The organism is Nonomuraea sp. NPDC046570 (genome assembly GCF_040645915.1).
Classification (GTDB): Bacteria; Actinomycetota; Actinomycetes; order Streptosporangiales; family Streptosporangiaceae; genus Nonomuraea.
The window spans coordinates 481,515-505,338 of record NZ_JBEYZF010000002.1 but is presented as its reverse complement, the minus strand read 5'-3'; the positions used below and the strand labels follow the sequence as shown (position 1 = coordinate 505,338).

Genomic DNA, 23,824 nt, shown 5'->3' with positions numbered 1-23,824 from the left:
CCCTCCTCCCGCCAGTGGTCCAGCATCGTATACGCTCCCCCCTAACACCATAATGAACGAAAGTTCACTGAACGAACACTCCTACGGAACGGAGCCCCCCGCATGGACAAGGTGGTGAGCTCGGCGGCCGAGGCGGTGGCGGACGTGCGTGACGGCGCGTCCTTCGCCGTCGGCGGTTTCGGCCTGAGCGGCGTGCCGAGCGTGCTCATCCAGGCCCTGTACGCCGCGGGCGTGCGCGACATCGGCGTCGTGTCCAACAACTGCGGCGTGGACGGCGGCGGCCTCGGCCTGCTGCTGGGCGCGGGCCGCATCGCCAAGGTCACCGCCTCCTTCATCGGCGAGAACCGCGAGTTCGCCCGCCAGTACCTGGCCGGCGAGCTGGAGGTCGAGCTCATCCCGCAGGGCAGCCTGGCCGAGCGGCTCAGGGCCGGCGGCAGCGGCATCCCGGCGTTCTTCACCCCGGCGGGCGTCGGCACCCAGGTCGCCGACGGCGGCCTGCCGTGGCGTTACGGGAGCGACGGCTCGGTGGCGGTCACCTCGCCGCGCAAGGAGGTGCGCGAGTTCGACGGCCGGGAGTACATCCTGGAGCGGGCGATCACCACCGACTACGCGCTGGTCCGCGCGGCCCGGGGCGACCGGTTCGGCAACCTGTCCTTCAACAGGTCGGCGCGGAACTTCAACCCGCTGGCCGCGATGGCCGGGCGGATCACCGTCGCCGAGGTGGAGGAGCTCACCGAGCTGGCGCCGGACGAGATCCACCTGCCGGGCGTGTTCGTGCAGCGGGTGCTGCCGCTGACCCCCGAGCAGGCGGCCGACAAGGGGATCGAGAAGAGGACGGTGCGCGGCTGATGGCCTGGAGCAGGGACGAGATGGTCGCGCGGGCCGCGGCCGAGCTACGCGACGGCGAGTACGTGAACCTGGGGATCGGCCTGCCCACCCGCATCCCCGGCTTCCTGCCGCCCGGGGTGAACGTGGTCCTGCACTCGGAGAACGGCGTGCTCGGCGTGGGGCCCTATCCGATGGACGACGAGGTGGACCCGGATCTGATCAACGCGGGCAAGGAGACGGTGACCGTACTGGCCGGGGCGTCGTTCTTCGACTCCTCGCTGTCGTTCGGCATGATCCGCGGCGGTCACATCGACACCGCGGTGCTCGGCGCGATGCAGGTGTCCGCGCGCGGCGACCTGGCCAACTGGGCGGTCCCCGGGAAGATGATCAAGGGGATGGGCGGCGCGATGGACCTGGTGCACGGCGCCCGCCGGGTGCTCGTGGTCATGGAGCATGTGGCCAGGGACGGCAGCCCGAAGATCGTCGAGGAGTGCTCGCTGCCGCTCACCGGCCGGGCGTGCGTGCACCGGATCATCACCGACCTGGGCGTGCTCGACGTCACCGCGGACGGCCTGGTGCTGGCCGAGACCGCGCCGGGCGTCACGATGACCGAGCTGCGGGCGCGTACCGCGGCCAAGGTGAGGGAGTCCTGATGCGCGAGGTGTACGTCGTCGACTCGGTCCGCACCCCGATCGGCCGCTACGGCGGGGCGCTGTCCGGCGTCCGCCCCGACGACCTGGCCGCCCACGCGATCAGGACCCTGCTCGGCCGCTCCCCCGGCCTGGACCCGGCCACGATCGGCGACGTGGTGTTCGGCAACGCCAACGGCGCGGGCGAGGACAACCGGAACGTGGCCAGGATGGCGGCGCTGCTGGCCGGGCTGCCGGTGAGCGTGCCCGGCGCGACGGTGAACCGGCTGTGCGGGTCGGGCCTGGAGGCGGTCGTGCAGGCCTATCGCGCGATCGCGCTGGGCGACGCCTCCGTCGTGGTGGCGGGCGGCGTGGAGTCGATGAGCCGGGCGCCGTGGGTGCTGCCCAAGCCGGAGCGCGCCTTCCCTGCGGGCGGCGCCGAACTGGTCTCCACGACGCTGGGCTGGCGGCTGGTCAACCCGGACATGCCCGCGGAGTGGACCGTCCCGTTGGGCGAGGGCGCCGAGCTGATCGCGGACCGGCACGGCCTCTCCCGCGAGGCGCAGGACGCCTACGCGCTGGCCAGCCACCAGAAGGCGGCCCGCGCCTGGCGGGAGGGCGCCTTCGACGCCGAGCTGGCCCCGCTGGCGGAGCTGCCGCGCGACGAGAGCGTCAGGGACGGCACCTCGCTGGAGGCGCTGGCCAGGCTGAAGCCCGCCTTCCGCAAGGGCGGCTCGGTGACGGCGGGCAACTCCTCCCCGCTGAGCGACGGCGCGGCGGCGCTGCTGCTGGCCGACGAGGAGGGCCTGGCGGCGATCGGCCGTGAGCCGCTGGCCCGGATCACGGCGAGCGGCGTGAGCGCGATCGAGCCGCAGTACTTCGGTCTGGGGCCGGTCGAGGCGATCGGCCGGGCGCTGGCCAAGGCCGGCCGGAGCGCCGGCGAGCTGGCGGTGGCCGAGCTGAACGAGGCGTTCGCCGCCCAGGTGCTCGGCTGCCTGGCCGAACTGCCCGGCCTGGACCCGGCCGTCGTCAACCCCCGGGGCGGCGCGATCGCGATCGGCCACCCGCTGGGCGCGTCCGGCGCCCGCATCACCGGCGCGGTCGCCCACCAGCTCGCCGCCGCCGGATCCGGCACCGGCCTCGCCGCCCTGTGCATCGGCGTCGGCCAGGGCCTGGCCCTCGTCCTGGAACGTTAAGGAGCCACTGGTGAGTGAGCAGGACCAGATCAACGGCGAGATGGCCGATCTGCACGAGGCGTACGCCAAGCGGCGGGCGGCGGGCGGCGCGCCGCTGCACCACGCGGCCCGCGATTTCGCCCCCTACCGCAGCAGCGTGCTGCGCCACCCCAAGCACCCGCTGGTCGCGGCCGGAGGAGACCCGGAGGCGGCCGAGCTGAGCGGCCCGGTCTTCGGCGTCACCGACGTCACCGCGCTCGACTCCGACCTGACCCGCCAGCACCCCGGCGAGCCGCTCGGCGAGCGGATGACGGTGTCGGGCCGGGTGCTCGACCGGCACGGCCGCCCGGTACGCGGCCAGCTCGTCGAGGTGTGGCAGGCCAACGCCGCCGGCAGGTACCCCCACCAGCGCGACGACCACCCCGCCCCGCTCGACCCCAACTTCTCGGGCGTCGGCCGCTGCCTGACCGACGACGAGGGCCGCTACACCTTCACCACGATCAAGCCCGGCCCCTACCCGTGGCGCAACCACCTCAACGCCTGGCGCCCCGCGCACATCCATTTCTCCCTGTACGGCGAGGCGTTCACCCAGCGCCTCATCACCCAGATGTACTTTCCGAACGACCCGCTCTTCCCGTACGACCCGATCTTCAACTCGGTCCTCGACGAGCGGGCCAGGCAGCGGCTGATCGCCGCATACGACCACGACCTGTCGGCGCCCGAATGGTCGCTCGGCTACCGCTGGGACATCGTGCTGGACGGCCCGGCGGCGACCTGGATGGAGGAAGGCCGTTGACACCGCTCGATCCCACCCCCTCGCAGACCGTCGGCCCGTTCTACGGCTACGCGCTGCCCTTCCCCGGCGGCGGCGACCTGGCCGCCGAGGCCGCGCTCACCGTCCACGGGTACGTCTACGACGGCGATGGCGCGCCCGTCCCCGACGCGCTGCTGGAGTTCTGGCAGTCCGACCCGTCCGGGAGTCTGCGCGGGGCGCCCGGGTCGATGCGCCGGGACCCGGTCACCGGGGCGGTCGCCGGGCGGCACGGGCTGGACTTCACCGGGTTCGGGCGGGTGGCGGTGGACGCCGACGGGCACTGGGCGCTGCGGACGCTGCCGCCGGGGGGCGCCACGCCGTACATCAGCGTGTGCGTGTTCGCGCGCGGGCTGCTGCACCATCTCTACACCCGGATCTACCTCGCCGAGCGGGCGGGTGATCGGCTGCTGGGCGGGCTGGAGCCGGAGCGGCGGGCGACGCTGCTGGCCGCCGGGGAGCGGCCGGGGGTGTACCGCTTCGACGTCCACCTGCAGGGGCCGAAGGAGACGGTGTTCCTTGACTTCGGGTGACGAGGCGGGACTGCTGCCTCCGGGCGGGCCCGCGCCGGACGACGCGGCGTTCCTGCGGGCCATGCTGGACGCGGAGGCGGCGCTGGCCCGGGCGCAGGCGGCGCTCGGGCTGATCCCCGCCGAGGCGGCCGAGGCGATCACGGCCGCCGCCCGCGAGGGGCGCTTCGACCTGCGCGGGCTGGCGGAGCGGGCCCGGCGGGGCGGCAACCCGGTGATCCCGCTCGTGGCCGAACTGCGCGCGGCGGCGGGCGAGTACGCCCACCACGGCGCGACCAGCCAAGACATCCTCGACACGGCCATGATGCTGCTCGCGCACCGCGCGCTCGGCCCGGTCCTGGCCGACCTGGACCGCCTCGCGGACTCGCTGGCCGCGCTGGCGGCCGAGCACCGCGACACACCCATGCCGGGCCGCACCCTCACCCAGCACGCGGTACCGACCACCTTCGGCCTGAAGGCGGCCGGCTGGCGAGCCCTCACCCTGGACGCCCACGACCGCCTGCACGCGGTACGGCAAGCGCTGCCGGTCCAGCTCGGCGGCGCGGCGGGCACGCTGGCCGCCTTCGGCCTGGGCGACGACCTGCGCCTGCTCGGCGAGTACGCCAGGCAGGCGGGGCTGGCCGAGCCCGCGCTGCCGTGGCACGTGCTGCGTACCCCGGTCGCCGACCTGGCCGCCGCGCTGGCGTTCACCTCGGGCGCGCTGGGCAAGGCCGCCGCCGACGTGCTCGTCCTGTCGCGCACCGAGATCGGCGAGGTGGCCGAGGGGTCGGGGGGCGGCTCGTCGGCGATGCCGCACAAGAGCAACCCGGTGCGGGCCACGCTGGTCGCGGCGGCGGCCCGGCAGGTACCGGCGCTGGCCGCGGTGCTGTTCGGCTCGATGGTGGCCGAGGACGAGCGGCCCGCCGGGGCGTGGCATGCCGAGTGGCAGCCGCTGCGCGAGGCGCTGCGGCTGGTCGCGGGTGCCGCGCGGGACATGGCCGAGCTCGCCGGCGACCTGCGGGTGCGTCCGGAGCGGATGCGCGCCAACCTGGACCTCACCGGCGGCCTGATCGTCTCCGAGCGGCTGGCGGTCCGGCTCGGCCGCGTCCGGGCCGGCGAGCTGCTGTCCACGGCCGCCGCCGAAGGCGTGCCGCTGGCCGAGGCGCTGGCCGGGCTCGGCCTGGACGAGCCGCTGGATCCCGCCGCCTACACCGGCTCCGCCGCCGCGCTGGTGGACCGGGCGCTGCGCCGTACCCGCGCCGACGAGAGGGAAGAGAACCGATGACGCTGCTGCACCACCGCCTGGACGGCCCCGAGGGCGGGCCCCGGCTGATCCTCGGGCCCTCGCTCGGCACGTCGATCGCCCTGTGGGACCCGCAGGTGGCCGTGCTGGCCCGCACGCACCGGGTGCTCCGCTACGACCTGCCGGGGCACGGCGGGTCGGCGGCCTCCGCGCTGCCGGACCCGGCGCCCGGCGCGACCACGATGGACGACCTGGCCCGGCTCGTCCTCGACCTGGCCGACCACCACGGCTGGGCGCACTTCCACTACGCCGGGGTCTCCATCGGCGGCGCGATCGGCGCGACGCTGGCGCTGCGGCGTCCGGCCAGGGTGACCTCGCTGGGCATGGTCTGCTCCTCGGCCCGGTTCGGCGAGCCGTCGGCCTGGCGGGAGCGGGCCGGGCTGGTGCGGGACAAGGGCACCGAGCCGCTGCTGGAGGCCACCGCCTCCCGCTGGTTCGCCGGGCCGGTGCACGAGAGCATGGTGGCCGAGATGGCCGCCGCCGACCCCGCCGGGTACGCCGCCTGCTGCGACGCGCTGTCCGGGTACGACGTGCGGGCCGAGCTGGCGGCGATCGGGGTGCCCGTGCTGGTCGTGGCCGGGCGCGAGGACCCGGCGACCCCGCCCGCGCACGCCAGGGAACTGGCCGACGGCCTCCCCCGGGCGACCCTCCTGGAGGTGGCGGGGGCCGCGCACCTGGCCAACCTCGACCAGCCCGAAACGGTCACCGCCGCCCTGACCGCCCACCTGAGCGGGGCCTCCGGCGACGGCGAGCGGCACGCGCGCGGCATGGCCGTACGGCGGGCCGTGCTCGGGGACGCGCACGTGGACGGGGCGATCGCGCGGACCACCCCGTTCACCGCGGACTTCCAGGACCTCATCACCCGGTACGCCTGGGGCGAGATCTGGACCCGGCCGGGACTGGACCGCCGTACCCGTAGCTGTGTCACGCTGACCGCGCTGGTCGCGCACGGCCATCTGGAGGAGCTGGCCATGCACGTGCGGGCGGCGCTGCGCAACGGGCTGACGGCCGAGGAGATCGGCGAGGTGCTGCTGCAGAGCGCCGTGTACTGCGGTGTCCCGGCCGCCAACGCCGCCTTCGCCGTCGCCCAGCGCGTGCTGCGCGAACAGGAGTCCTGAGCCTCGGTCAGTCGGCGACCCAGCTCCCGTGGAAGCCGAGCGGGACCCGGGCCGGAAGGTGCACGACACCGACGGGCTCGCCGGTGAAGTCCCGCGCCGACAGGATCACCAGGTCGGCGGCGCCCCGGGCGGGGTTGTTGACGAACGCCAGCACGTAGCCGTCGTCCTCCTCCTCGCCAGCGGCCACGAAGACCGGCTCGCCCACGAACGCGCCGCGGCCGAACTGCCGCGCCTCCTGCCGCCCGGCCCGCAGGTCGTGCTTGATCAGCGTGTTGTCGAAGGCCTCGTCCGGCAGGTCCTCCAGCTCGGTGTCCCCGGGGTAGATGACGTCGACCAGGTCGCGGGCGGCGGCGGTGTAGCCGTACCGGTAGGGCAGCGAGGTACGCCGCTCGTCCATCCGGGGGAACTCCTGCGCCCGGTCGTCGAGCCGGGTCTCGCTGAGCTTGCCACTCGGCACGTCGATCGTCCACCGGTCGAGCGTCGGCGCCCCGCCGAGATCGAGCCTCGCCTCCACGAACCGCTTCGGGTACCGGACCACGTCGACCACGACCTGGTCCCCGTCGTCATAGGCGTTGAGCGTGTGGAAGACCCAGCACGGGTCCACCTCCGCCCACACGATCTCGCCCCCGTCGCGCGGCAGCAGCCCGATGCGCGCGGCGTGGTCGTCGTTCCACACGTACGGCAGCGGCGTCCCCTTCTCGGCGGCGGCCATGCTGAAGGTGACCGGCAGGTCGTACAGCACCACATACCGCTCGGTGAGGGCGAAGTCGTGCACCATCGGCGCGTCGGCGACCGGGATGTCCCGGGTGTGCGTCACCGTGCCCGACGGGTCGAGCACCACGTGCTGGTGGTGGTCCCAGCCGAAGAAGTAGGCGATGGCGTGCAGCTCACCGGTGTGCGGGTCGAGCTTGGTGTGCGCGGCGTAGCCGCCGGGCAGGGTGCCGCCGAAGTCGCAGGGTCCGATCGTGTCGAGCTCATAGCTCAGCTCGTACGGCCGCGCCCCGGCCTCCACCGTCGCGAAGGTACGGCCCGCGTGGCCGATGACGTGCGTGTTGGCGGCGAAGTCCATGCCCGCGTGCACCGGGCCCGGCCGGGGCTCCTCGCCCAGGCGCCGGGCGACCTCGGCGCTGCGGACCCAGCGGTTGCGGTACCACTCGGCTTTGCCGTCGCGCAGCCGTACTCCGTGGACCATGCCCTCGCCGAGGAACAGGTGGGCGGCGTGCGGGTCGTCGAGGCTGAGCGGGTTGGGGCCGTTGCGCAGGTAGCGGCCGGTCAGCTCGCCGGGGATGCGGCCGGTGACCTTCAGGTCGAAGGCGGTGATCTCCTCGGTGGCCGGGGCGAATCCGCCTCGGTATGGGGTAGCCATGGCACTGTCCTCTCCTGGGAGGGTCGGAAGGGGCTGAGCACCGAGGAGCAGAGCAGGTTGAAGCGTTCCTGCGCCTCGGCCGTACCGAAAAAGCCCGAAATTTCGAGACTTACTGCGCCGTGTACTGCCATCCAGATCAGGTCAGCGATCTCCGCCGCGGGCGCCCCGCGGAGTCTGCCCTGGTCCAGGCACTCCTGAACGACGGAGACGAGGATGCCGAACGAGCCGCGCGAGGTGTCCTTGGCGCACGCGCTCGGCTCGAACCCCCGCATCACGCCGTGGAACATGACCCGGTAGTAGTCGGGCTCGGCCAGCGCGTAGGACCGGTAGGCGGCACCGATGTCGCCCAGCCGGTACAGCGGGTCGGGATCTCCGGACGCCTCCAGCAGCCGCCGCTCGAACCGCGCGAACCCCTCCAGCCAGAGCGCCTCGACCAGTCCGTCCTTGCCGCCGAACATCGTGTAGATGACCTTGGTCGAGCAACCGACCTCGGCGGAGATCCGGCGCACGGTGAGCGCGGCGGGCCCGTCGGTGACGAGCAGGTGGGTCGCCGCGTCCAGGATCGTCGCGCGCACCGCACTCTGCCCGACCTGCTGCGCCTGCTGATATGCCGTCATGAAGGGGTAACACCGTTGCTAGTCGGTAACACTGTTACCGCCTTTCTACGCGCCTCCCGCGCTCCCGTCAAGAAGCCCCGCGCTTCGAGCTCGTCGCAACACCCCGATCTCAGGGGATGCGATGGACGATCCAGGCGCGATGACTCCAGAGGCCGAGGCGCTGGCCGGGGCGGAGGCCGTGCTCATCACGCACCAGCACTTCGACCACCTCGACCCCGACCGCCTTCGCGCTGCCGCCGCGGAGAACCCGAGCCTGGCCGTCTACACCTGTCCCGGCGTGGCCCGCGAGCTGCCCGACCTCGCCGACCGCGTGGCGGTGGTGCGTGACGGCGACACCTTCTCCGTTGCGGGCTTCCAGGTGAAAGCCGTAGGCGAGAAGCACCATCACGACGGACTGCTCAACGAGTGGGGCCTGCGGGTCCTGGACAGCGTCCTCGCCAGTGAGGCGACCGGCCTGGGCGCCGACATCAGACGCCTCAGCCCAGGCGAGTCCGTAGACCTCTGACCACCGCCCACGCGAGGCCGGCAGCCGTCCCGCGTTCCGCGCGGTGCCGGCGTCGCGCACAGGGAGGTTGTTCAACCGCGGCAGCCCGTAGCGCTTACGGCACCTGCCAGCCCCGCTCGTGCAGGGCCTGGACGAGCACGGGGGCGGCATCGGGCTGGACCGACACCTCGGCGATGCCCAGCGGCAGGCCGGGGGCGTGCTCCAGGCGTACGTCCTCGACGTTGACCCCGACCTCGTCGCACACCTGGAACAGCCGGGCCAGCTGGCCGGGGCTGTCCCCGATGATCACCTGAACGACGGTATAAGCGGGGGCCGGACCGCCGTGCTTGCCGGGAATCCTGCCGTGCCCGGCGACGCCGCGCTTGAGCAGATGGGTGACCTCGCCACCGGCCGAGGTGTCTCCCGAGGCGAGCGAGCGCAGCGCGGTGGCCGCGTCGGCCAGATCCCGGGACACGGCCTCCAGCACCTCCGCGACCGGAGCGGCGTTGCCGGACAGGATGCCCAGCCACAGCCCGGGGTCGCCGCCCGCGATCCTGGTGACGTCGCGAACCCCCTGCCCGGCCAGGCCCAGCGCCACATCGGTGGCCTCGGCCAGCCGGGCGGCCACGGCGGAGGCGGCGACGTGCGGCGCGTGCGACACCACGGCCACGGCCTGGTCGTGCTCGGCCGCGTCCACCTCGACCGGATTGGCGCCGCACAGCTCGATCAACCGCAACACGGCCTGGACGGCGGACGCCTGCGCCTCGGGCGCGGGACACAGCGCCCACGGACGCCCCAGGAACAACTCGCCCCTGGCCGCCCCCGGCCCCGACCTCTCCCGGCCGGCCAGCGGATGGGAGGCGACGTAGGTGCCCAGGTCGCAGCCCAGCTCCCTGGCCATGGCGATCGGCTCGGCCTTGACGCTGGCCACATCGGTGTAGAACCTGGCGACCTCGCCCTTCTGCAGCTCCAGCAGCTCGCCGGCGACGAAGGCGGGCGGCACCGCGATCACGGCGAGGTCGACCGTCTCGAACTCGCCGCCGTCCCCGGACGCGTCCGGCCGCCACTCCTCGCCCGCACCGAGTTCGCGCGCCAGCCGTACCGCGCCCGGGTCGCGGTCGGCGAGCAGGACGCGGACGCCGTGCTCGCGCAGCGCCAGCGCGACGGAGGTGCCGATGAGGCCGGTGCCGACGACGAGGACGGTACGGATGTCCTGCTCGGGATTCATGAGGTCGTTCCTGCGCGATCTGTCGAGAGGTCGGGAGTTACTGGGCTATGTCCTGGCGCAGCGCCACCGCGCCGCGCAGATAGACGTGCTGGATCTCGCCGCGCGGCCGGTCCGTCTCCACGTGCGCCATCAGCCGCACCACGCGCGGCAGCGCGCCGGGCACGTCGATCTCGGTGCAGCAGATCAGCGGCACCTCGTGGAAGCCGAGCTTGCGGGCCGCCAGCGCGGGGAACTCCGCGGTCAGGTCCGGGGTCGCGGTGAACAGCACGCTGATCACGTCGTCGGTGGTGAGCCTGTTGCGCTCCATCACCTCGGCGACCAGCTCCGTCGTGCCAGCGATGATCACGTCGCGGTCGTTGGCGTCGACCTGGATCGCGCCACGGATCGCCCGAACCATGTGTGCCGTCCCCCTCATATGGATCGGAGCCCGCGCGGAGTGCTTTCCGCACGGGCTCCTCGGTCTCTCCGGGCGGGTAGGCCGGTCCGGCCTTCCCTCCCTGCGGCCAGGTTACAGCTTGACCGCCGCGTAGAGGTCGCCGACCTCCTTCAGGGACAGCGCCCTGATGGTGCCCGCCTTGGTCCTGCCCAGCTTCACCGGGCCGAACTCGATGCGCGCCAGGTCGATGACCCGGTGGCCGGACTCCTCCAGCATGCGCCGGACGATGTGCTTGCGGCCCTCGTGCAGCACGATCTCGACCAGCGCCTGCTGGCCGTGCTCCTGCACGATCGAGAAGTCGTCGGCCTTGGCCAGGCCGTCCTCCAGCTCGATGCCCTTCTTCAGGCGGCGGCCCAGGTCACGCGGGATCGGCCCCGGCACCTTCGCCCAGTACTTCTTCTGCACCCCGTAGCTCGGGTGCGTCAACCGGTTGGCCAGCTCCCCGTCGTTGGTGAGCAGCAGCAGGCCCTCGGTCTCGGTGTCCAGCCTGCCCACGTGGAACAGCCTCGGCGCCAGCTCCTGCACGTAGTCGGCCAGGCACGGCCGGCCCTGCGGGTCCTCCATCGTGGACACGACGCCGATGGGCTTGTTCAGCGCGTAGTAGACCAGGTCGGGCGCGGTCGGGATACGCCGGCCGTCGACGTGGATCACCTGCGCGGCCGGGTCGACCTTCGCCCCGAAACGGCGCACGACCTGCCCGTTGACCGTGACGCGACCGTCACCGATCATCTCCTCACAGGTACGCCTGCTGGCCACGCCCGCCTGGGCGAGCACCTTCTGCAGCCGCACACCGTCCGGAACCTCAGTGGTGTCGCGCTCGTCGACGTAGTCGTCCGGGTAGAAGTCGCGATCCCGGATCGGCTGACGAGCCGTCTTGAAGACGTTCGCCCCCTTACCACCGCGCTGCTGCCCCCCGGTCGGCCGTCCCCACCGATTCTTGGTACGGCTGTCGCCGAGCGTCTGCACACTGTCGCGCCCGCGACCGGCGCCACCGGCGCTCTTGCCGTACCGCCCACGGGTCTCCCGGAGCGCGTCGCCCCGCCCGGCACCGCGCTCGTCCCGGCTCGCGGAAGCCCCGCCACCACGGTCGTCCCGCGAGGCCGAGAACCCACCCGCACGCGAGCCACCCTGCGACCCACGCGAGTCGGCACGGAAACCGCCACCGTCACGCGAACCACGCGAATCGGAGCGGAAACCACCACCATCGCGCGAACCACGCGAATCGGGACGGAACCCGCCACCATCACGCGAACCGCGCGAATCGGGACGGGAGCCACCGCCAGCGTGGGAAGGGCGCGAGTCAGAGCGGAAGCCACCACCGTCACGCGACCCCTGCGAACCAGCACGGAACCCGCCACCATCACGGGAACCACGCGAGTCCGCACGGAAACCACCACCATCGCGCGAACCACGCGACTCAGGACGGGAGCCACCGCCGGCGTGGGAAGGGCGCGAGTCAGAGCGGAAGCCGCCGCCGTCGCGGGAGCCGCGTGAGTCGGAGCGGAAGCCGCCGCGGTCGGAGCGGGAGTCGGAGGGGCCGCCGTATCGGGTGCGTGAGCCGCCCCGGTCGGCGCCGAAGGACGCGCGAGCGGAACCGGAGTCGTCACGGCGGAAACCACCGTCACGAGCCCCGCCACGGAAGTCGTCACGGCTGGAGCCGCGCTGGTCGTCACGGCCGGAGGCACGGAAGTCACGCCCCGGCCCGCGCTGCTCGTCACGGCCGATGGTCCGGAACCCCGCATCACGCTGGTCTCCGCCACCGGACGCACGGAAGTCACGGCCGGACCCGCGCTGGTCGTCGCGACCGCCGCCGCGGCCGGAGGCGCGGAAGTCGCCGCCCCGCTGACCGTCGCGGCTCGGGCCGCCACGCCTGTCGTCACGGCCGGAACCGCGGGAATCGTCCCGACCCGAGCTGCGGAAGTCGCCGCGGCCGGAACCGCGGGAATCGTCGCGACCCGAACCGCGGAAGTCGCCGCGGCCGGTGCCGCGGGAGTCGTCGCGGGTGGAGCCGCGCTGGTCATCTCGTCCTGATGCGCGGAAGTCGCGGCCGGTGCCGCGCTGGTCGGCGCGGCCGGTTCCGCCGCGCCTGTCGTCCGAGCGGAAGGCGGGACGCCCGCTGCCGCCGCTCCTGGAGCCTCCGCTCCCGGAGCCGCCGGTGCGTCCACGACCGCGTCCATCACCGGACGGGGTGCTGCGCCTGTTGATCACTTCGTTGTCTCCTCAAGGTTTTCCACGTCGTCGGGCAGGAAGGGCGCGAGCTCGGGGAGCTCGTCGACGCTCTTCAGGCCCAGCCGTTCCAGGAAGTACGAGCTTGTCCGGTAGAGCACGGCCTGGCTCTCCGGGTCGGCGCCGGCCTCTTCGACCAGCCCTCTGGCGACCAGCGTCCGCATGACGCCGTCGCTGTTCACGCCGCGTACAGCGGCTACGCGGGCGCGGCTCACCGGTTGCCGGTAGGCCACGACCGCGAGGGTCTCCAGTGCGGCCTGCGTCAGCCGCGTCTGCTGGCCGTCGCGGATGAACCGCTCGACCAGCGGCGCGCAGTCGGCTCGCGTGTAGAACCGCCAGCCGCCCGCCACCTCTCTCAGATCGAAACCCCGCCGGGCTTCGGTGTATTCCGCGGCCAGCGCCCGCAGGGCCGCCGCGACCTCGTGGGTGGGCCTCTCCAGCACCTGCGCGAGGGTCACCTCGGCGACGGGTTCGTCGACGACGAGCAGGATCGCCTCAAGCGCCGCGGGCAACCCCGGCCCATCTTCCAGGACCCGCGGGTCCTCTTCAGATGGGGAGGGCGGCGACGTGAGGGCGTCGTCGCGTTGGTCAGGCATCTGCAGGCTTCTCCGCGCTCTCTTCGTAGTCATCGCCCACCGAGACGTCCCCGTCGTCGGCTCCGGTCCAGGTCACGTGCAGATCGCCCAGCGGTTCAAGCTGGTCGAAGGTGACGGCCGACTCCCTGAACAGCTCCAGTACGGCCAGGAATCGCGCGATGACCTCGAAGGTGCCGTCGCAGTCGGCGACCAGGGCCCGGAAGGTGGCCTTGCGCATGCGCCGCAACCGCTGGACCAGAATAGCGGCTTGCTCGCGGACGCTGGCGAGCGGTTGGTAGATGTGCCCGACACCGACGGTGGGCGGCAGCTTGGGGATGAACGCCTTGGCCGCGATCTTCGCGAGCTGCTCCGGCCCGATGCCGAGGACCAGCACCGGCAGCAGGTTCGCGAACTGCGGCTCCATGGTGACGGTGCGCGGGAAGCGCAGCGCCTCCTCGGCCATCCGCGCGGAGAAGACCTTCGCCACCTCTTTGTACGCCTTGTACTGCAGGAGCCGGGCGAACAGCAGGTCGCGGGCTTCCAGCAGCTCCAGGTCCTCTTCGTCCTCGACCTCGCCGGTCGGCAGCAGCCGGGCGGCCTTCAGGTCCAGCAGCGTGGCCGCGACCAGCAGGAAGTGGCTGGTCTGGTCGAGATCCCATTCGGGGCCGCGCGACTTGATGTAGGCGATGAACTCGTCGGTGACCTGGGAGAGCGACACCTCGGTGATGTCGAGCTTGTGCTTGGCGATCAATCCGAGCAGCAGGTCGAAGGGCCCCTGGAAGACGTCCAGGTGTACCTGGAATCCGTCTGTGGTCTGCTGCTCGGTCACCTGGCCATTGTGGCAGGCACGCTCCAACGCGCCAGCACCTCGCGGGCGAGCTCCCGGTAGGCGTTGGCGCCGAGTGAGGACGGGTCGAAGCTGGTGATCGGCTCTCCGGCGACGGTCGCGTCGGGGAAGCGCACGGTACGGTTGATCACGGTGTGGAACACCTTGTCGCCGAACGCCTCGACGACGCGGGCGAGCACCTCGCGGCCGTGCAGGGTACGGGCGTCGTACATGGTGGCGAGCAGGCCCTCGATCTCGAGGTCGTCGTTGAGCCGCTCCTGCACCTTGGTGATGGTGTCCATCAGCAGGGCGACGCCGCGCAGCGCGAAGAACTCGCATTCGAGGGGCACCATGACGCCGTGCGCGCAGGTCAGCGCGTTGACCGTGAGCAGGCCCAGGGAGGGCTGGCAGTCGATCAGGCAGACGTCGTAGTACGGCAGCAGCGGCTTGAGCACCCGGCCGAGCACCTGCTCGCGGGCGACCTCGGTGACGAGCTGGACTTCGGCCGCGGACAGGTCGATGTTGCTCGGCAGCAGGTCGAGCCCTTCGACACCGGTCTCCAGCAGCACGTCCTGGGCGGCGACGTTGCGGTCCATGAGCAGGTTGTAGACGGTCAGGTCGAGCTGGTGCGGGTTGATGCCCAGGCCGACCGACAGCGCGCCCTGCGGATCGAAGTCGACCAGCAGCACCTTCAGCCCGCACTCGACCAGCGCGGCGCCCAGGTTGATGGTCGTGGTGGTCTTGCCCACCCCGCCCTTCTGGTTGACCATCGCGACCACCCGGGCCGGGCCGTGCGTCTCCCGCGGCGGCGGCTCGGGGAACACCGGGCGCGGGCGCCTGGTGGGGCCGAGATTCACGCCAGTGGCAGGCGCGTCGATCTTGGTGTCGCCCCAGGGGTTCTCGGGGGTCCCCGGGGTCGAACCGTTGGTGGTCACAGTCACCAGCTCGAACCTCCCTGACGGTCTCGAACCGGACCGTCCGGACGGACACTATGGCGTCAGCACGTATGCGGCAAGGCACCACGCCCAGGCACGGCGGAATGCCGCACGCCGCTCAGAACTATAGATCACTGCCGCGCACGGGGGTGCGCGGCGGCGTAGACCTCGCGGAGTTTGTCGACCGTGACCAGGGTGTAGACCTGGGTGGTCGTCACCGAGGCGTGGCCGAGCAACTCCTGGACAACCCTAACGTCCGCACCGCCGTCAAGGAGGTGAGTTGCGAACGAATGTCGGAGGATGTGCGGAGAGATCCCTTCGAGTCCGGCCCGCTCCGCGGCGGCCTGGAGCACCTCCCAGGCGCCCTGGCGGGTCAGCCGCCCGCCCCGGGCGTTGAGGAACAGCCCCGGGGTGCCCCGGCCGTGGGCGATCAGCAGGGGCCTGGCCCTGACCAGGTAGGCGTCGAGCGCCTGCCGGGCGAAACGGCCGAGCGGGACCAGCCTGGTGCGCCCGCCCTTGCCGCGCAGCCTGAGCTGGTCGGGTTCGAGGTCGTCGACGGCCAGGCCGACCGCTTCGGAGATGCGGGCGCCGGTGCCGTACAGCAGCTCGAGCAGGGCCCTGTTGCGGAGGGTGAGGGGGGCGCCGTCGGGGCCGGAGGCGGCGATCAGGCGTTCGACCTCGTCGACGCTGATCGCCTTGGGCAGGCGCCTGAGCTGTTTGGGCGGGCGTACCTGGTGGGCGGGGTCGTGCCGGGTGACGCCTTCGCGCAGGGCGAAGCGGTGCAGGCCGCGGACGGCCGAGACCGCCCTCGCGGCCGAGCTGGCGACGAGGGCGGGGTGGTCGACGTCGCCCTGGCGCAGCGCGGCGAGGAAGGCGAGCACGTCGGACTCGCCGACCTCGTGCAGCTCGCACAGGCCGAGGGCCTTCAGGTGGTCGAGGTAGCGCCGCAGATCCCGGCGGTAGGAGGCGAGGGTGTTGGCAGCCAGGCCCCGCTCCACCGCCAGATGGGCGAGGTAGCTGGAGAGCACCGCCTCCACGTGTCCTGCCTCCTGTCACTCCTCCGGAGCGTCGGGGGGCCGCAACAGGGCGAATCCCTCAACCGAAGCCGCATATGCGGCGAGGATACCCGCCACCGTCGGGGAATTGTGGATCATTCCCATCAGCGCCTTCTCGACCGCGTCGGCGAGCGGCACCCACACGACCGGCATGTCGGCTTCCTCCCACCTGCGGATGAAGTCGTTCTCCTCGTCGGGGATCTTCGTCAGCCCCGTGGCCAGGAAGACGCGGATGCGCTCGTCGCTCATGCCGGGCGAGGTGTAGAGGTCGAGCAGCGTGTGCCAGATCTCGGCGCGGTAGCCCGCCTCCTCGGCCAGCTCCCGGGCCGCGCCCGCGACCAGGGTCTCCCCGTCGACGTCGCGCAGCCCGGCGGGCAGCTCCCAGAGCAGCTGCCGGGTCGGGTGGCGGTACTGCCGCAGCAGCAGGACCCGGCCCCGGTCGTCGAGCGCGACGACCGCGACGGAGCCGGGGTGGACGACGTAGTCACGGTCGACGACGTCGCCGCCGGGCATGACCACGGTGTCGGTGCGGACGCCGATCACCCGCCCCTGGAAGTGCGCCTGGGTGGCGACGACCTCCCACTTCTCGGGCGTGTCATGGACTCTCACTTGGCACGCCCCGCCCGGGGGACCCTGGTGTCGGCGTAGACGAGCGCGGCGGCGACCAGACCCTTGAACAGCGGGTGGGCGCGGGTGGGGCGGGAGCGGAACTCGGGGTGCGCCTGGGTGCCGATGAAGAAGGGGTGCTGGTCGACGGGCAGCTCGGTGTACTCCACCAGGCGGCCGTCGGGGGACAGACCGGAGAAGACCAGGCCGACCTTCTCCAGCTGCTCGCGGTAGGCGTTGTTGACCTCGTAGCGGTGGCGGTGCCGCTCGTCGGCCTTGGCCTTGCCGTACATCTGCCGGGCCAGGGTGCCGTCGCCGAGCTTGGCGGTGTAGAGGCCGAGGCGCATGGTGCCGCCCATGTCGCGCTCGCCGGCGACGACGTCCTGCTGGTCGGCCATGGTGGAGATGACCGGGTGCTTGGTGTCGGGGTCGAACTCGGCGCTGTTGGCGTCCTCGACTCCGGCCAGGTTGCGGGCGGCCTCGATGACCATGCCCTGCATGCCGAGGCAGATGCCGAGCAGCGGGATCTTGTTCTCCCGGGCGTGCCGGATCGCGCCGATCTTGCCCTCGATGCCGCGTACGCCGAAGCCGCCGGGGATGAGCACGCCGTCGACGCCGTCGAGCTCGCGGGCGGCGCCCTCCTCGGTCTCGCAGTCGTCGGACTTGACCCAGCGGATGTTGACCCGGGCGTCGTTGGCGAACCCGCCGGCGCGCATCGCCTCGGTCACCGACAGGTACGCGTCGGGCAGGTCGATGTACTTGCCGACGAGGGCGATGGTGACCTCCTTGGCCGGGCGGTGCACGCGGCGCAGGAGCTGCTCCCACTCCTTCCAGTCGACGTCGCGGAAGGGCAGGCCGAGGCGGCGCACGACATAGGCGTCCAGGCCCTCGGAGTGCAGCACCTTGGGGATGTCGTAGATGGAGGCGGCGTCGATGGCGCTGACCACGGCGTCCTCGTCGACGTCGCACATCAGGCTGATCTTGCGCTTGAGCGCGATGGTGATCGGCCGGTCGGAGCGGCAGACGATGGCGTCGGGCTGGATGCCGATGCTACGCAGCGCGGCCACGCTGTGCTGGGTGGGCTTGGTCTTCAGCTCCCCGCTCGGCCCGATGTACGGCAGCAGCGAGACGTGCAGGAAGAACACGTTGTCCCGGCCGACTTCGTGGCGGATCTGGCGCACCGCCTCCAGGAACGGCTGCGACTCGATGTCGCCCACGGTACCGCCGACCTCGGTGATGACCACGTCCACGTCGGGCGAGGCCATGCCGCGGATGCGTTCCTTGATCTCGTTGGTGATGTGCGGGATGACCTGGACGGTGTCGCCGAGGTACTCGCCGCGCCGCTCCTTGGCGATGACGTTGGAGTAGACCTGGCCGGTGGTGACGTTGGCCGAGCCGTGCAGGTCGGTGTCGAGGAAGCGCTCGTAGTGGCCGACGTCGAGGTCGGTCTCGGCGCCGTCGTCGGTGACGAAGACCTCACCGTGCTGGAACGGGTTCATCGTCCCGGGGTCGACATTGAGGTAGGGGTCGAGCTTCTGCATGGTGACCCGGAGGCCTCGCGCCTTGAGAAGGCGGCCCAGGCTGGACGCGGTCAGCCCCTTGCCGAGACTGGAGGCGACACCGCCGGTGACGAACAGATGCTTGGTTTGCGATGCGCTGCGCAAGAAGGGCTCCCGTGGCTCGATGTGTGGCCGTGCGTCCACGGGCTCTCAGGATATCAAACAACGCCCTCTACATGCCCGAACGGCATAACCAGGGGGTAACTTTGGGCGTTATGTCACTTGTTCGACGGGCGATGGGCGCACTGGTCCACCGCGGCTACAGCGCTGTGCGGGCGGTGGGGGCGATCACTCCGGCCACCCCGGCCGGGTACCGTTTCCGCCGTCTGGGCGAAGGTGTGAGCATCGCCTTCCCACCCGGGGCGATCTTCGGTGAGCGGTGGATCGAGATCGGCGACCACACGCTGGTCGGCGAGCGGGTGTCCATCTCGTGCGGCATGATGCCCGGCCCGGATCTCGGCCCGGACTCGATCGTCCGGATCGGGTCGAGCTGTTCGATCGGGCGCGGCAGCCACATCGTCGGCCATCAGTCGATCGACATCGGCGACCACGTGTTCACCGGCCCGTACGTGTACATCACCGACCAGAACCATGTCTACGACGACCCCGAGACGCCCATCGGCCGGCAGTGGCCGCGCAACAATCCGGTCTCGATCGGCGACGGCTGCTGGCTCGGCGCGGGCGCGATCATCCTGCCCGGCACCCGGATCGGACGGCAGAGCGTGGTGGCCGGCGGCGCGGTGGTGCGCGGCGAGTTCCCCGACCACAGCGTGATCGCGGGCGTGCCGGGCAAGGTCGTGCGCCGGTACACGCCCGGCGCCGGCTGGCACGCGCCGGGCGTCGCGCTCGCCGTGGAAGCCGACGCCTCCTAGACCGAACAAGGCTCCAGGCATACCGTCACCTCATGCGGACCGCGATCTCAGAACGCCTCGGCATCGAGTTCCCCCTGTTCGCCTTCAGTCACTGCCGCGACGTGGTGGCCGCGGTCACCAACGCCGGCGGGTTCGGCGTCCTCGGCGCGATCTCCTACTCCCCCGCGCGCCTCGACACCGAGCTGTCCTGGATCGACGAGCGGGTGGGGGGCAGGCCGTACGGCGTGGACGTGCTGGTGCCCGGCGGGGTCGACGCCGCCGGGCTCGACCACGGCTTCATCCCCGACCGGCACCGCGACTTCGTCACCCACCTGTTCGGCAAGTACGGCGTCACCGCGCCCGCGAGGTCGTACGGCGGCCCGGCCGGCGAGGTCGGCCGCCGGGTCACCGCGTCCGGGGCCACCGACCTCATCGAGGTGGCGCTGAAGCACCCCATCGGGCTGATCGCCAGCGCGCTCGGCCCGCCGCCCCCGGAGATGGTCCGCCTGGCCCGCGCGGCGGGAGTGCCGGTCGCCGCGCTCGTGGGCACGGTGGAGCACGCCCGCCGGCAGGTCGAGGCGGGCGCCGACCTGATCGTGGCGCAGGGCACCGAGGCGGGCGGGCACACCGGGGAGGTGTCCACCCTGGTGCTGGTCCCCCAGGTGGTGGACGCGGTCGCGCCGGTCCCGGTCCTGGCGGCGGGAGGGATCGCGTCCGGCCGTCAGATGGCCGCGGGGCTGGCGCTCGGCGCGCAGGGCGTGTGGTGCGGCTCGGTGTGGCTGACCACCGAGGAGGCCGAGACGCCGCCCGTGGTCAAGCGCAAGCTGCTGGCCGCCACCTCTCTGGACACCGTCCGATCCCGCTCGCGTACCGGCAAACCCGCGCGGCAGCTCAGGTCCGCGTGGACCGCGGAGTGGGACTCGGCGCCGGAGAGCCCGGGGGCGCTGGACATGCCGCTGCAGATGCTGCTCGCGGAGGGGGCCATGCGCGGCATCGGGGCCGCTGCCGAGCAGGGCGAGCCGGGGGCTGTGGAGCTGGCCAACTACTTCGTCGGGCAGGTCGTGGGACAGCTCGACCGGGTCAGGCCCGCGCGGGAGGTGGTCTACGAGATGATCGCGGAGTTCGCCGACGCGGTCGAACGGCTGAACGGGACATTCACCACGGAGTAGGCGCTCGTGGTTCGGCGCCGCGTCCTCACCATGCTCCCCGTGCTCGCCCCGCTCCTCCGCCGCGCCCGCCCATGAAGGCCCCGGGTGTCGCCGTGCGCGCCCGCGTCGGCGACGCATGAGACTGTGGACGAAAGCGACGAACCTGGAGGTGCCGCATGCTCGCCGCGCTGACCGGGCTGGGACTGTCCACGGCCGCGGGCCTCAACGCCTATATCCCGCTGCTGGTGGTGGGCGTTCTGGCCAACTTCACCGACGCGGTGAAGCTGCCCGACGGCTACGCGTGGCTGTCCAACTGGGGCGTGCTGGCCGTCATCGCGGTCCTGCTGGTGGCCGAGGTCGTGCTGGACAAGGTGCCGGTCGTCGACAGCGTCAACGACGCCGTCCAGACCGCGGTACGACCGGTGTCGGGCGGCGTGGTGTTCAGCGCCACCTCGGCGGCGGCCGAACTCGACCACTCCACCTGGATGACGGAGAACCCGTGGGCGGGGTGGCTGATCGGGATCGTGCTGGCGGCGGCCGTACACGCGCTGAAGTCCGCGGCCCGGCCCGTCGTCAACGCGGGCACCGCGGGTGTGGGCGGGCCCGTCGTCAGCACGGTCGAGGACGCAGGCTCGCTCGGTCTGAGCCTGATCGCCGTCTTCCTGCCGCTGCTCGTTCTCGTCGTGCTGCTGGCCGGGGCGCTGCTGGCCTGGATGACGCTCAGGCGGGTGCGCCGGCATCGCGCCGCGCGAAGGGCCAGGTCCGCTCACCCGCCCGGATGACCGCGCATCCGCCGCGCGAGTGATTCGCGCGGCCCCTCCCGCCTCCTACGGTGATCACCGGGGAGGGACACACAGTTGACATCCTCCCCACGGATAAATCCGGGGGATTCCAGCCCTCACGGGTCGGATCTTCCTGCTTCACGGGCGACTGCCCACGCACACCCGAAGGCGGGCGACCGGTCTCACGTGGCCTCCACAGGCTTCACATCCCACCAGCCCGGCGGTAGGTCCGAACAGGCCAGCTTGGTTATCACCAGCCCATCCGAACACACGAACGATAGCAAGGAAGGGGCCGCTGTAACGCGGAACAGAAAAGGTCACCGCACCGCTCGGGCCTTGATGGCCCTCCCTCGCTCCCGATTCCTCCCCAGGGCTGAAGCCCGGGGTCTCCTCGGGAGTCGCTGATGGAGCGCGTCATCGCCGTCGGGGGAATCGCGGCGCTGAACCTGGCCGGCACGGACACGCCCGCGTCGGCGGGCACCGAGGCCACGGTCACGGTCGTGGCCAAGAAGCTGGACAACCCGCGCGGGCTGGCCTTCGGCTCCGACGGGGCGCTCTACGTCGCCGAGTCGGGCCACGGCGGCTCGCTCAAGTGCACCACCCTGCCCGCCGAGCCGGGCAGCGAGGCGGAGAAGATCCGCCTCGGCCTGACCGGGAAGTTGACTTCCTCCGCAGGCTGACCAGGAGACTCGTGCGGGCGCACGCAGGCCCCCGCCCACCCGCGCCCGCACGACAGACGGCCCGGCAGCGCTTGTGCCCCGCTGCCGGGCTTTCCCCTGCCCCCGGCGGCCGCACCGGCGGGCTATCCTCAAAGGGATAGACGCAGACTGGAGGTCCGGCGATCAGCGAGTTGCTCACCATCGTGCTGGTGATCCTGGCGTTCCTCCTGCTGGCAGGGGCGGTCGGGGTTTATTTCCTGGTCAAGCTCGGCAAGCGGGCCGCGCGCTCGGCCAGGGCCGCGACCACGCGCCTGACCACCCACGTCAACGCCATGGGCACCGGTGACGCGGCCGAGGTCGAACGGCTCCGCCTCGACCTGCGCCGCGAGGTCTCCATGACCCGCCAGGCGGTGGAGTCCGCCCAGCGTCAGGGGTGGGACCTCGGCGACCTGCCCGGCCTGATGGGCGAGCTGGGCCGCCAGGCGGACGTGCACGACACCCAGCTCGGCATGTACGCCCAGCAGCGGCGCACCTCGCCGTACATCGACCATGTGACCCTCGACCGGCTGCGTGAGCACCAGGCGAAGCTCACCGCTACCTGCGCCCGGATCCGCGCCGACCTGCTCGACTCGCAGGTGGGGCACGCCTCGGCCGGGATCGCCGACCTGCACCAGCGGACCGAGCTGGAGATCGAGGCACGGCGGCGCACGGTGGACCCGCTGGACGAGATCGACGAGCTCTACCGCAAGACCATCCAGGAGCGCCGCGAGGGCCCGTGACATCGCGGTCAGGCGCTCGTAGACGGGCGCCGCGGATGATCATACGCTGACGATCTCGCCGCTTCCCCCCGCCTGGTGAGGTCATCGATGTCGAAACCGTCACTTGTCGAGCCCCGCCGCAGGCCTGATCGTCGTGATCTGGGGTCTGGTCGCGGGTCTGTGGACTCCGCGCGGCCCGGCGACGGCGAGCCAGGCCCTGGCGTCCATCGGCATCAGCCTCGTCGTCGGACTGCTGGCCGGGTGGCTGAGCCGATCGCGGTGGGCGATGCTGCTCGCGCCTACCTGCGCGAGCGTTTCCGGCGCGACCGGATCTACCTGCTGGCGCATTCGGGCGGCATGGTGCCGAGCGTGCTCGCCGTCCAGCGCCACCCCGAGCTGTTCCGCCGTACCAAGGTGAGCGGCGACAGACTTCGGGCATGAACGCATATGCTTTCGAGCCCGCCACGGCCGCAGTGCGGTCGAGTGAGCTGCTGGGTTTCCCCGCCGACGCCCGGGTGCTCATCGTCAACTGCGACGACTTCGGGATGTACGACGCGATCAACACCGCGGTGGTCGACTCGATCGAGAGGGGGATCGCCAGTTCGTGCAGCCTGATGGTGCCGTGTCCATCGGCGCCGCACGCCATGCGCCTGCTGCGCGAACAGGCGGAGATCCCGTTCGGGATCCACCTCACGCTGGTCTGCGACACGCCCCACTACCGGTGGGGGCCGCTGACCGCGAAGGAGAACGTGCCCTCGCTGCTCGACGACGCGGGCGAGCTGTTCATATCCACAGCCGCCGGGCGTTCCGAGTTCCTCGCCCAGGCCCGTCTCGACGAGGTGGAGCTTGAGTTCCGCGCACAGATCGACGCCGTGGCCGACGCCGGGCTCGCACCGACGCATCTGGACTTCCACTGCCTCGCCGACGGCGGACGCGCCGACATCCTCGACCTGACCGTGGGACTGGCCGCCGAGTACGGCTTGGCCGTGCGGGTCTGGCTCGAACCCGGACGTCAGAAGGCGCGACAGCAGGGCTTGCCGGTCACCGACAACGAATTCCTGGACAGCTTCTCCCTCGACCTCGACGGCAAGTCCGCCCAATACGCCCGTCTGCTGCGCGACCTGCCGTCCGGGCTCAGCGAATGGGCGGTCCATCCCAGTGTCGGCCGCGAGGAGTCGCAGGCGATCGACAGCGGCTGGCGCGTGCGCCGAACCGACTACGACTTCCTGACATCCCCGGAGGCCCGCGCACTCCTCCAGCAGGAGGGCATCGTCGTGATCGACTACAGGACCGTCCAACGAGCCTGGCCCAGCGCGCCCCGGTAGAGCCACCCCCGCCCG

General features: G+C 72.1%; 26 protein-coding genes. 15 read left to right on the top strand and 11 right to left on the bottom strand.

Features of this window, described 5'->3' with window-relative positions; translation table 11 throughout:
- Positions 1-102: 102 nt before the first annotated feature.
- Genes ABZ911_RS05990 through pcaC form a run of 7 tightly spaced genes read left to right on the top strand, consistent with a single transcriptional unit; the run spans position 103 to position 6,373 of the window.
- The gene (locus tag ABZ911_RS05990; RefSeq protein ID WP_358052352.1) at positions 103-849 is read left to right on the top strand and encodes a CoA transferase subunit A; all 747 of its coding nucleotides are present in this window, start codon (positions 103-105) and stop codon (positions 847-849) included.
- On the top strand, positions 849-1,481 hold the full coding sequence (locus ABZ911_RS05985) for a CoA transferase subunit B (RefSeq protein ID WP_358052350.1): 633 nt from the start codon (positions 849-851) through the stop codon (positions 1,479-1,481). Before ABZ911_RS05990 ends, ABZ911_RS05985 begins: the two co-directional genes overlap by 1 nt.
- Positions 1,481-2,653, top strand: a complete 1,173-nt coding sequence (locus tag ABZ911_RS05980; protein WP_358052348.1) for a thiolase family protein — start codon at positions 1,481-1,483, stop codon at positions 2,651-2,653. Before ABZ911_RS05985 ends, ABZ911_RS05980 begins: the two co-directional genes overlap by 1 nt.
- 10 nt (positions 2,654-2,663) lie before the next feature.
- Positions 2,664-3,428 carry a protocatechuate 3,4-dioxygenase subunit beta gene (pcaH, locus tag ABZ911_RS05975; RefSeq protein WP_358052346.1) on the top strand — a complete coding sequence of 255 codons (765 nt, stop codon included), beginning with the start codon at positions 2,664-2,666 and terminating at the stop codon, positions 3,426-3,428.
- Complete coding sequence (gene pcaG / locus ABZ911_RS05970; protein WP_358052344.1) at positions 3,425-3,976, top strand: protocatechuate 3,4-dioxygenase subunit alpha; 552 nt, start codon at positions 3,425-3,427, stop codon at positions 3,974-3,976. Before pcaH ends, pcaG begins: the two co-directional genes overlap by 4 nt.
- Complete coding sequence (pcaB, locus tag ABZ911_RS05965; protein WP_358052342.1) at positions 3,963-5,237, top strand: 3-carboxy-cis,cis-muconate cycloisomerase; 1,275 nt, start codon at positions 3,963-3,965, stop codon at positions 5,235-5,237. Before pcaG ends, pcaB begins: the two co-directional genes overlap by 14 nt.
- Entirely contained in the window at positions 5,234-6,373 is a 1,140-nt protein-coding gene (gene pcaC / locus ABZ911_RS05960) for a 4-carboxymuconolactone decarboxylase (protein WP_358052340.1), read from the top strand. Before pcaB ends, pcaC begins: the two co-directional genes overlap by 4 nt.
- 7 nt (positions 6,374-6,380) lie before the next feature.
- Here pcaC and ABZ911_RS05955 read toward each other — a convergent pair whose 3' ends face one another.
- A complete protein-coding gene (locus ABZ911_RS05955) occupies positions 6,381-7,739 on the bottom strand; it encodes a carotenoid oxygenase family protein (protein ID WP_358052338.1) in 1,359 nt (452 codons plus the stop codon).
- Positions 7,676-8,356, bottom strand: coding sequence for a TetR/AcrR family transcriptional regulator (locus ABZ911_RS05950; RefSeq protein ID WP_358052336.1), 681 nt, complete (start codon positions 8,354-8,356; stop codon positions 7,676-7,678). The genes ABZ911_RS05955 and ABZ911_RS05950 overlap by 64 nt, the downstream gene beginning before the upstream one ends.
- A 121-nt stretch (positions 8,357-8,477) precedes the next feature.
- On the opposite strand from ABZ911_RS05950, the gene ABZ911_RS05945 reads away from it, so the two are divergent.
- Positions 8,478-8,861 (top strand): MBL fold metallo-hydrolase, encoded by a 384-nt coding sequence (locus ABZ911_RS05945; protein ID WP_358052334.1) that lies wholly within the window; start codon positions 8,478-8,480, stop codon positions 8,859-8,861.
- Positions 8,862-8,955: 94 nt separating this feature from the next.
- On the opposite strand, the gene ABZ911_RS05940 is transcribed toward ABZ911_RS05945, so the two are convergent.
- From ABZ911_RS05940 to ABZ911_RS05900, 9 genes are all read right to left on the bottom strand, one after another.
- A complete protein-coding gene (locus ABZ911_RS05940; RefSeq protein ID WP_358052332.1) occupies positions 8,956-10,068 on the bottom strand; it encodes a prephenate dehydrogenase in 1,113 nt (370 codons plus the stop codon).
- A 37-nt stretch (positions 10,069-10,105) separates the two neighbouring features.
- Positions 10,106-10,465 (bottom strand): chorismate mutase, encoded by a 360-nt coding sequence (aroH, locus tag ABZ911_RS05935; RefSeq protein ID WP_358052330.1) that lies wholly within the window; start codon positions 10,463-10,465, stop codon positions 10,106-10,108.
- Between the two features lie 111 nt (positions 10,466-10,576).
- On the bottom strand, positions 10,577-11,470 hold the full coding sequence (locus ABZ911_RS05930; RefSeq protein ID WP_358052328.1) for a pseudouridine synthase: 894 nt from the start codon (positions 11,468-11,470) through the stop codon (positions 10,577-10,579).
- Positions 11,471-12,708: 1,238 nt separating this feature from the next.
- Complete coding sequence (scpB, locus tag ABZ911_RS05925; protein WP_358052326.1) at positions 12,709-13,326, bottom strand: SMC-Scp complex subunit ScpB; 618 nt, start codon at positions 13,324-13,326, stop codon at positions 12,709-12,711.
- Entirely contained in the window at positions 13,319-14,134 is an 816-nt protein-coding gene (locus ABZ911_RS05920; protein WP_358052324.1) for a segregation/condensation protein A, read from the bottom strand. Before ABZ911_RS05920 ends, scpB begins: the two co-directional genes overlap by 8 nt.
- Positions 14,131-15,009: a ParA family protein gene (locus ABZ911_RS05915; RefSeq protein WP_358052433.1), complete on the bottom strand. Its 879-nt coding sequence runs from the start codon at positions 15,007-15,009 to the stop codon at positions 14,131-14,133. Before ABZ911_RS05915 ends, ABZ911_RS05920 begins: the two co-directional genes overlap by 4 nt.
- Positions 15,010-15,197: 188 nt before the next feature.
- Positions 15,198-16,103 carry a site-specific tyrosine recombinase XerD gene (locus ABZ911_RS05910; protein ID WP_358052322.1) on the bottom strand — a complete coding sequence of 302 codons (906 nt, stop codon included), beginning with the start codon at positions 16,101-16,103 and terminating at the stop codon, positions 15,198-15,200.
- A 15-nt stretch (positions 16,104-16,118) separates the two neighbouring features.
- Positions 16,119-16,730 (bottom strand): NUDIX hydrolase, encoded by a 612-nt coding sequence (locus ABZ911_RS05905; RefSeq protein ID WP_358052320.1) that lies wholly within the window; start codon positions 16,728-16,730, stop codon positions 16,119-16,121.
- A complete protein-coding gene (locus ABZ911_RS05900) occupies positions 16,727-18,391 on the bottom strand; it encodes a CTP synthase (protein ID WP_358052318.1) in 1,665 nt (554 codons plus the stop codon). Before ABZ911_RS05900 ends, ABZ911_RS05905 begins: the two co-directional genes overlap by 4 nt.
- Positions 18,392-18,501: 110 nt before the next feature.
- On the opposite strand from ABZ911_RS05900, the gene ABZ911_RS05895 reads away from it, so the two are divergent.
- From ABZ911_RS05895 to ABZ911_RS05865, 7 genes are all read left to right on the top strand, one after another.
- The gene (locus ABZ911_RS05895; RefSeq protein ID WP_358052316.1) at positions 18,502-19,158 is read left to right on the top strand and encodes an acyltransferase; all 657 of its coding nucleotides are present in this window, start codon (positions 18,502-18,504) and stop codon (positions 19,156-19,158) included.
- Between the two features lie 32 nt (positions 19,159-19,190).
- Positions 19,191-20,306, top strand: a complete 1,116-nt coding sequence (locus tag ABZ911_RS05890; RefSeq protein WP_358052315.1) for a nitronate monooxygenase family protein — start codon at positions 19,191-19,193, stop codon at positions 20,304-20,306.
- Positions 20,307-20,461: 155 nt separating this feature from the next.
- Entirely contained in the window at positions 20,462-21,067 is a 606-nt protein-coding gene (locus tag ABZ911_RS05885) for a DUF4126 domain-containing protein (RefSeq protein WP_358052313.1), read from the top strand.
- 404 nt (positions 21,068-21,471) lie between these two features.
- Positions 21,472-21,747, top strand: a complete 276-nt coding sequence (locus tag ABZ911_RS05880; protein ID WP_358052311.1) for a hypothetical protein — start codon at positions 21,472-21,474, stop codon at positions 21,745-21,747.
- Between the two features lie 170 nt (positions 21,748-21,917).
- Positions 21,918-22,505: a hypothetical protein gene (locus tag ABZ911_RS05875; RefSeq protein WP_358052309.1), complete on the top strand. Its 588-nt coding sequence runs from the start codon at positions 21,918-21,920 to the stop codon at positions 22,503-22,505.
- Positions 22,506-22,745: 240 nt separating this feature from the next.
- Positions 22,746-22,925 (top strand): hypothetical protein, encoded by a 180-nt coding sequence (locus ABZ911_RS05870; protein ID WP_358052307.1) that lies wholly within the window; start codon positions 22,746-22,748, stop codon positions 22,923-22,925.
- The gene (locus ABZ911_RS05865; RefSeq protein ID WP_358052305.1) at positions 22,922-23,809 is read left to right on the top strand and encodes a polysaccharide deacetylase family protein; all 888 of its coding nucleotides are present in this window, start codon (positions 22,922-22,924) and stop codon (positions 23,807-23,809) included. Before ABZ911_RS05870 ends, ABZ911_RS05865 begins: the two co-directional genes overlap by 4 nt.
- Positions 23,810-23,824: the final 15 nt, after the last annotated feature.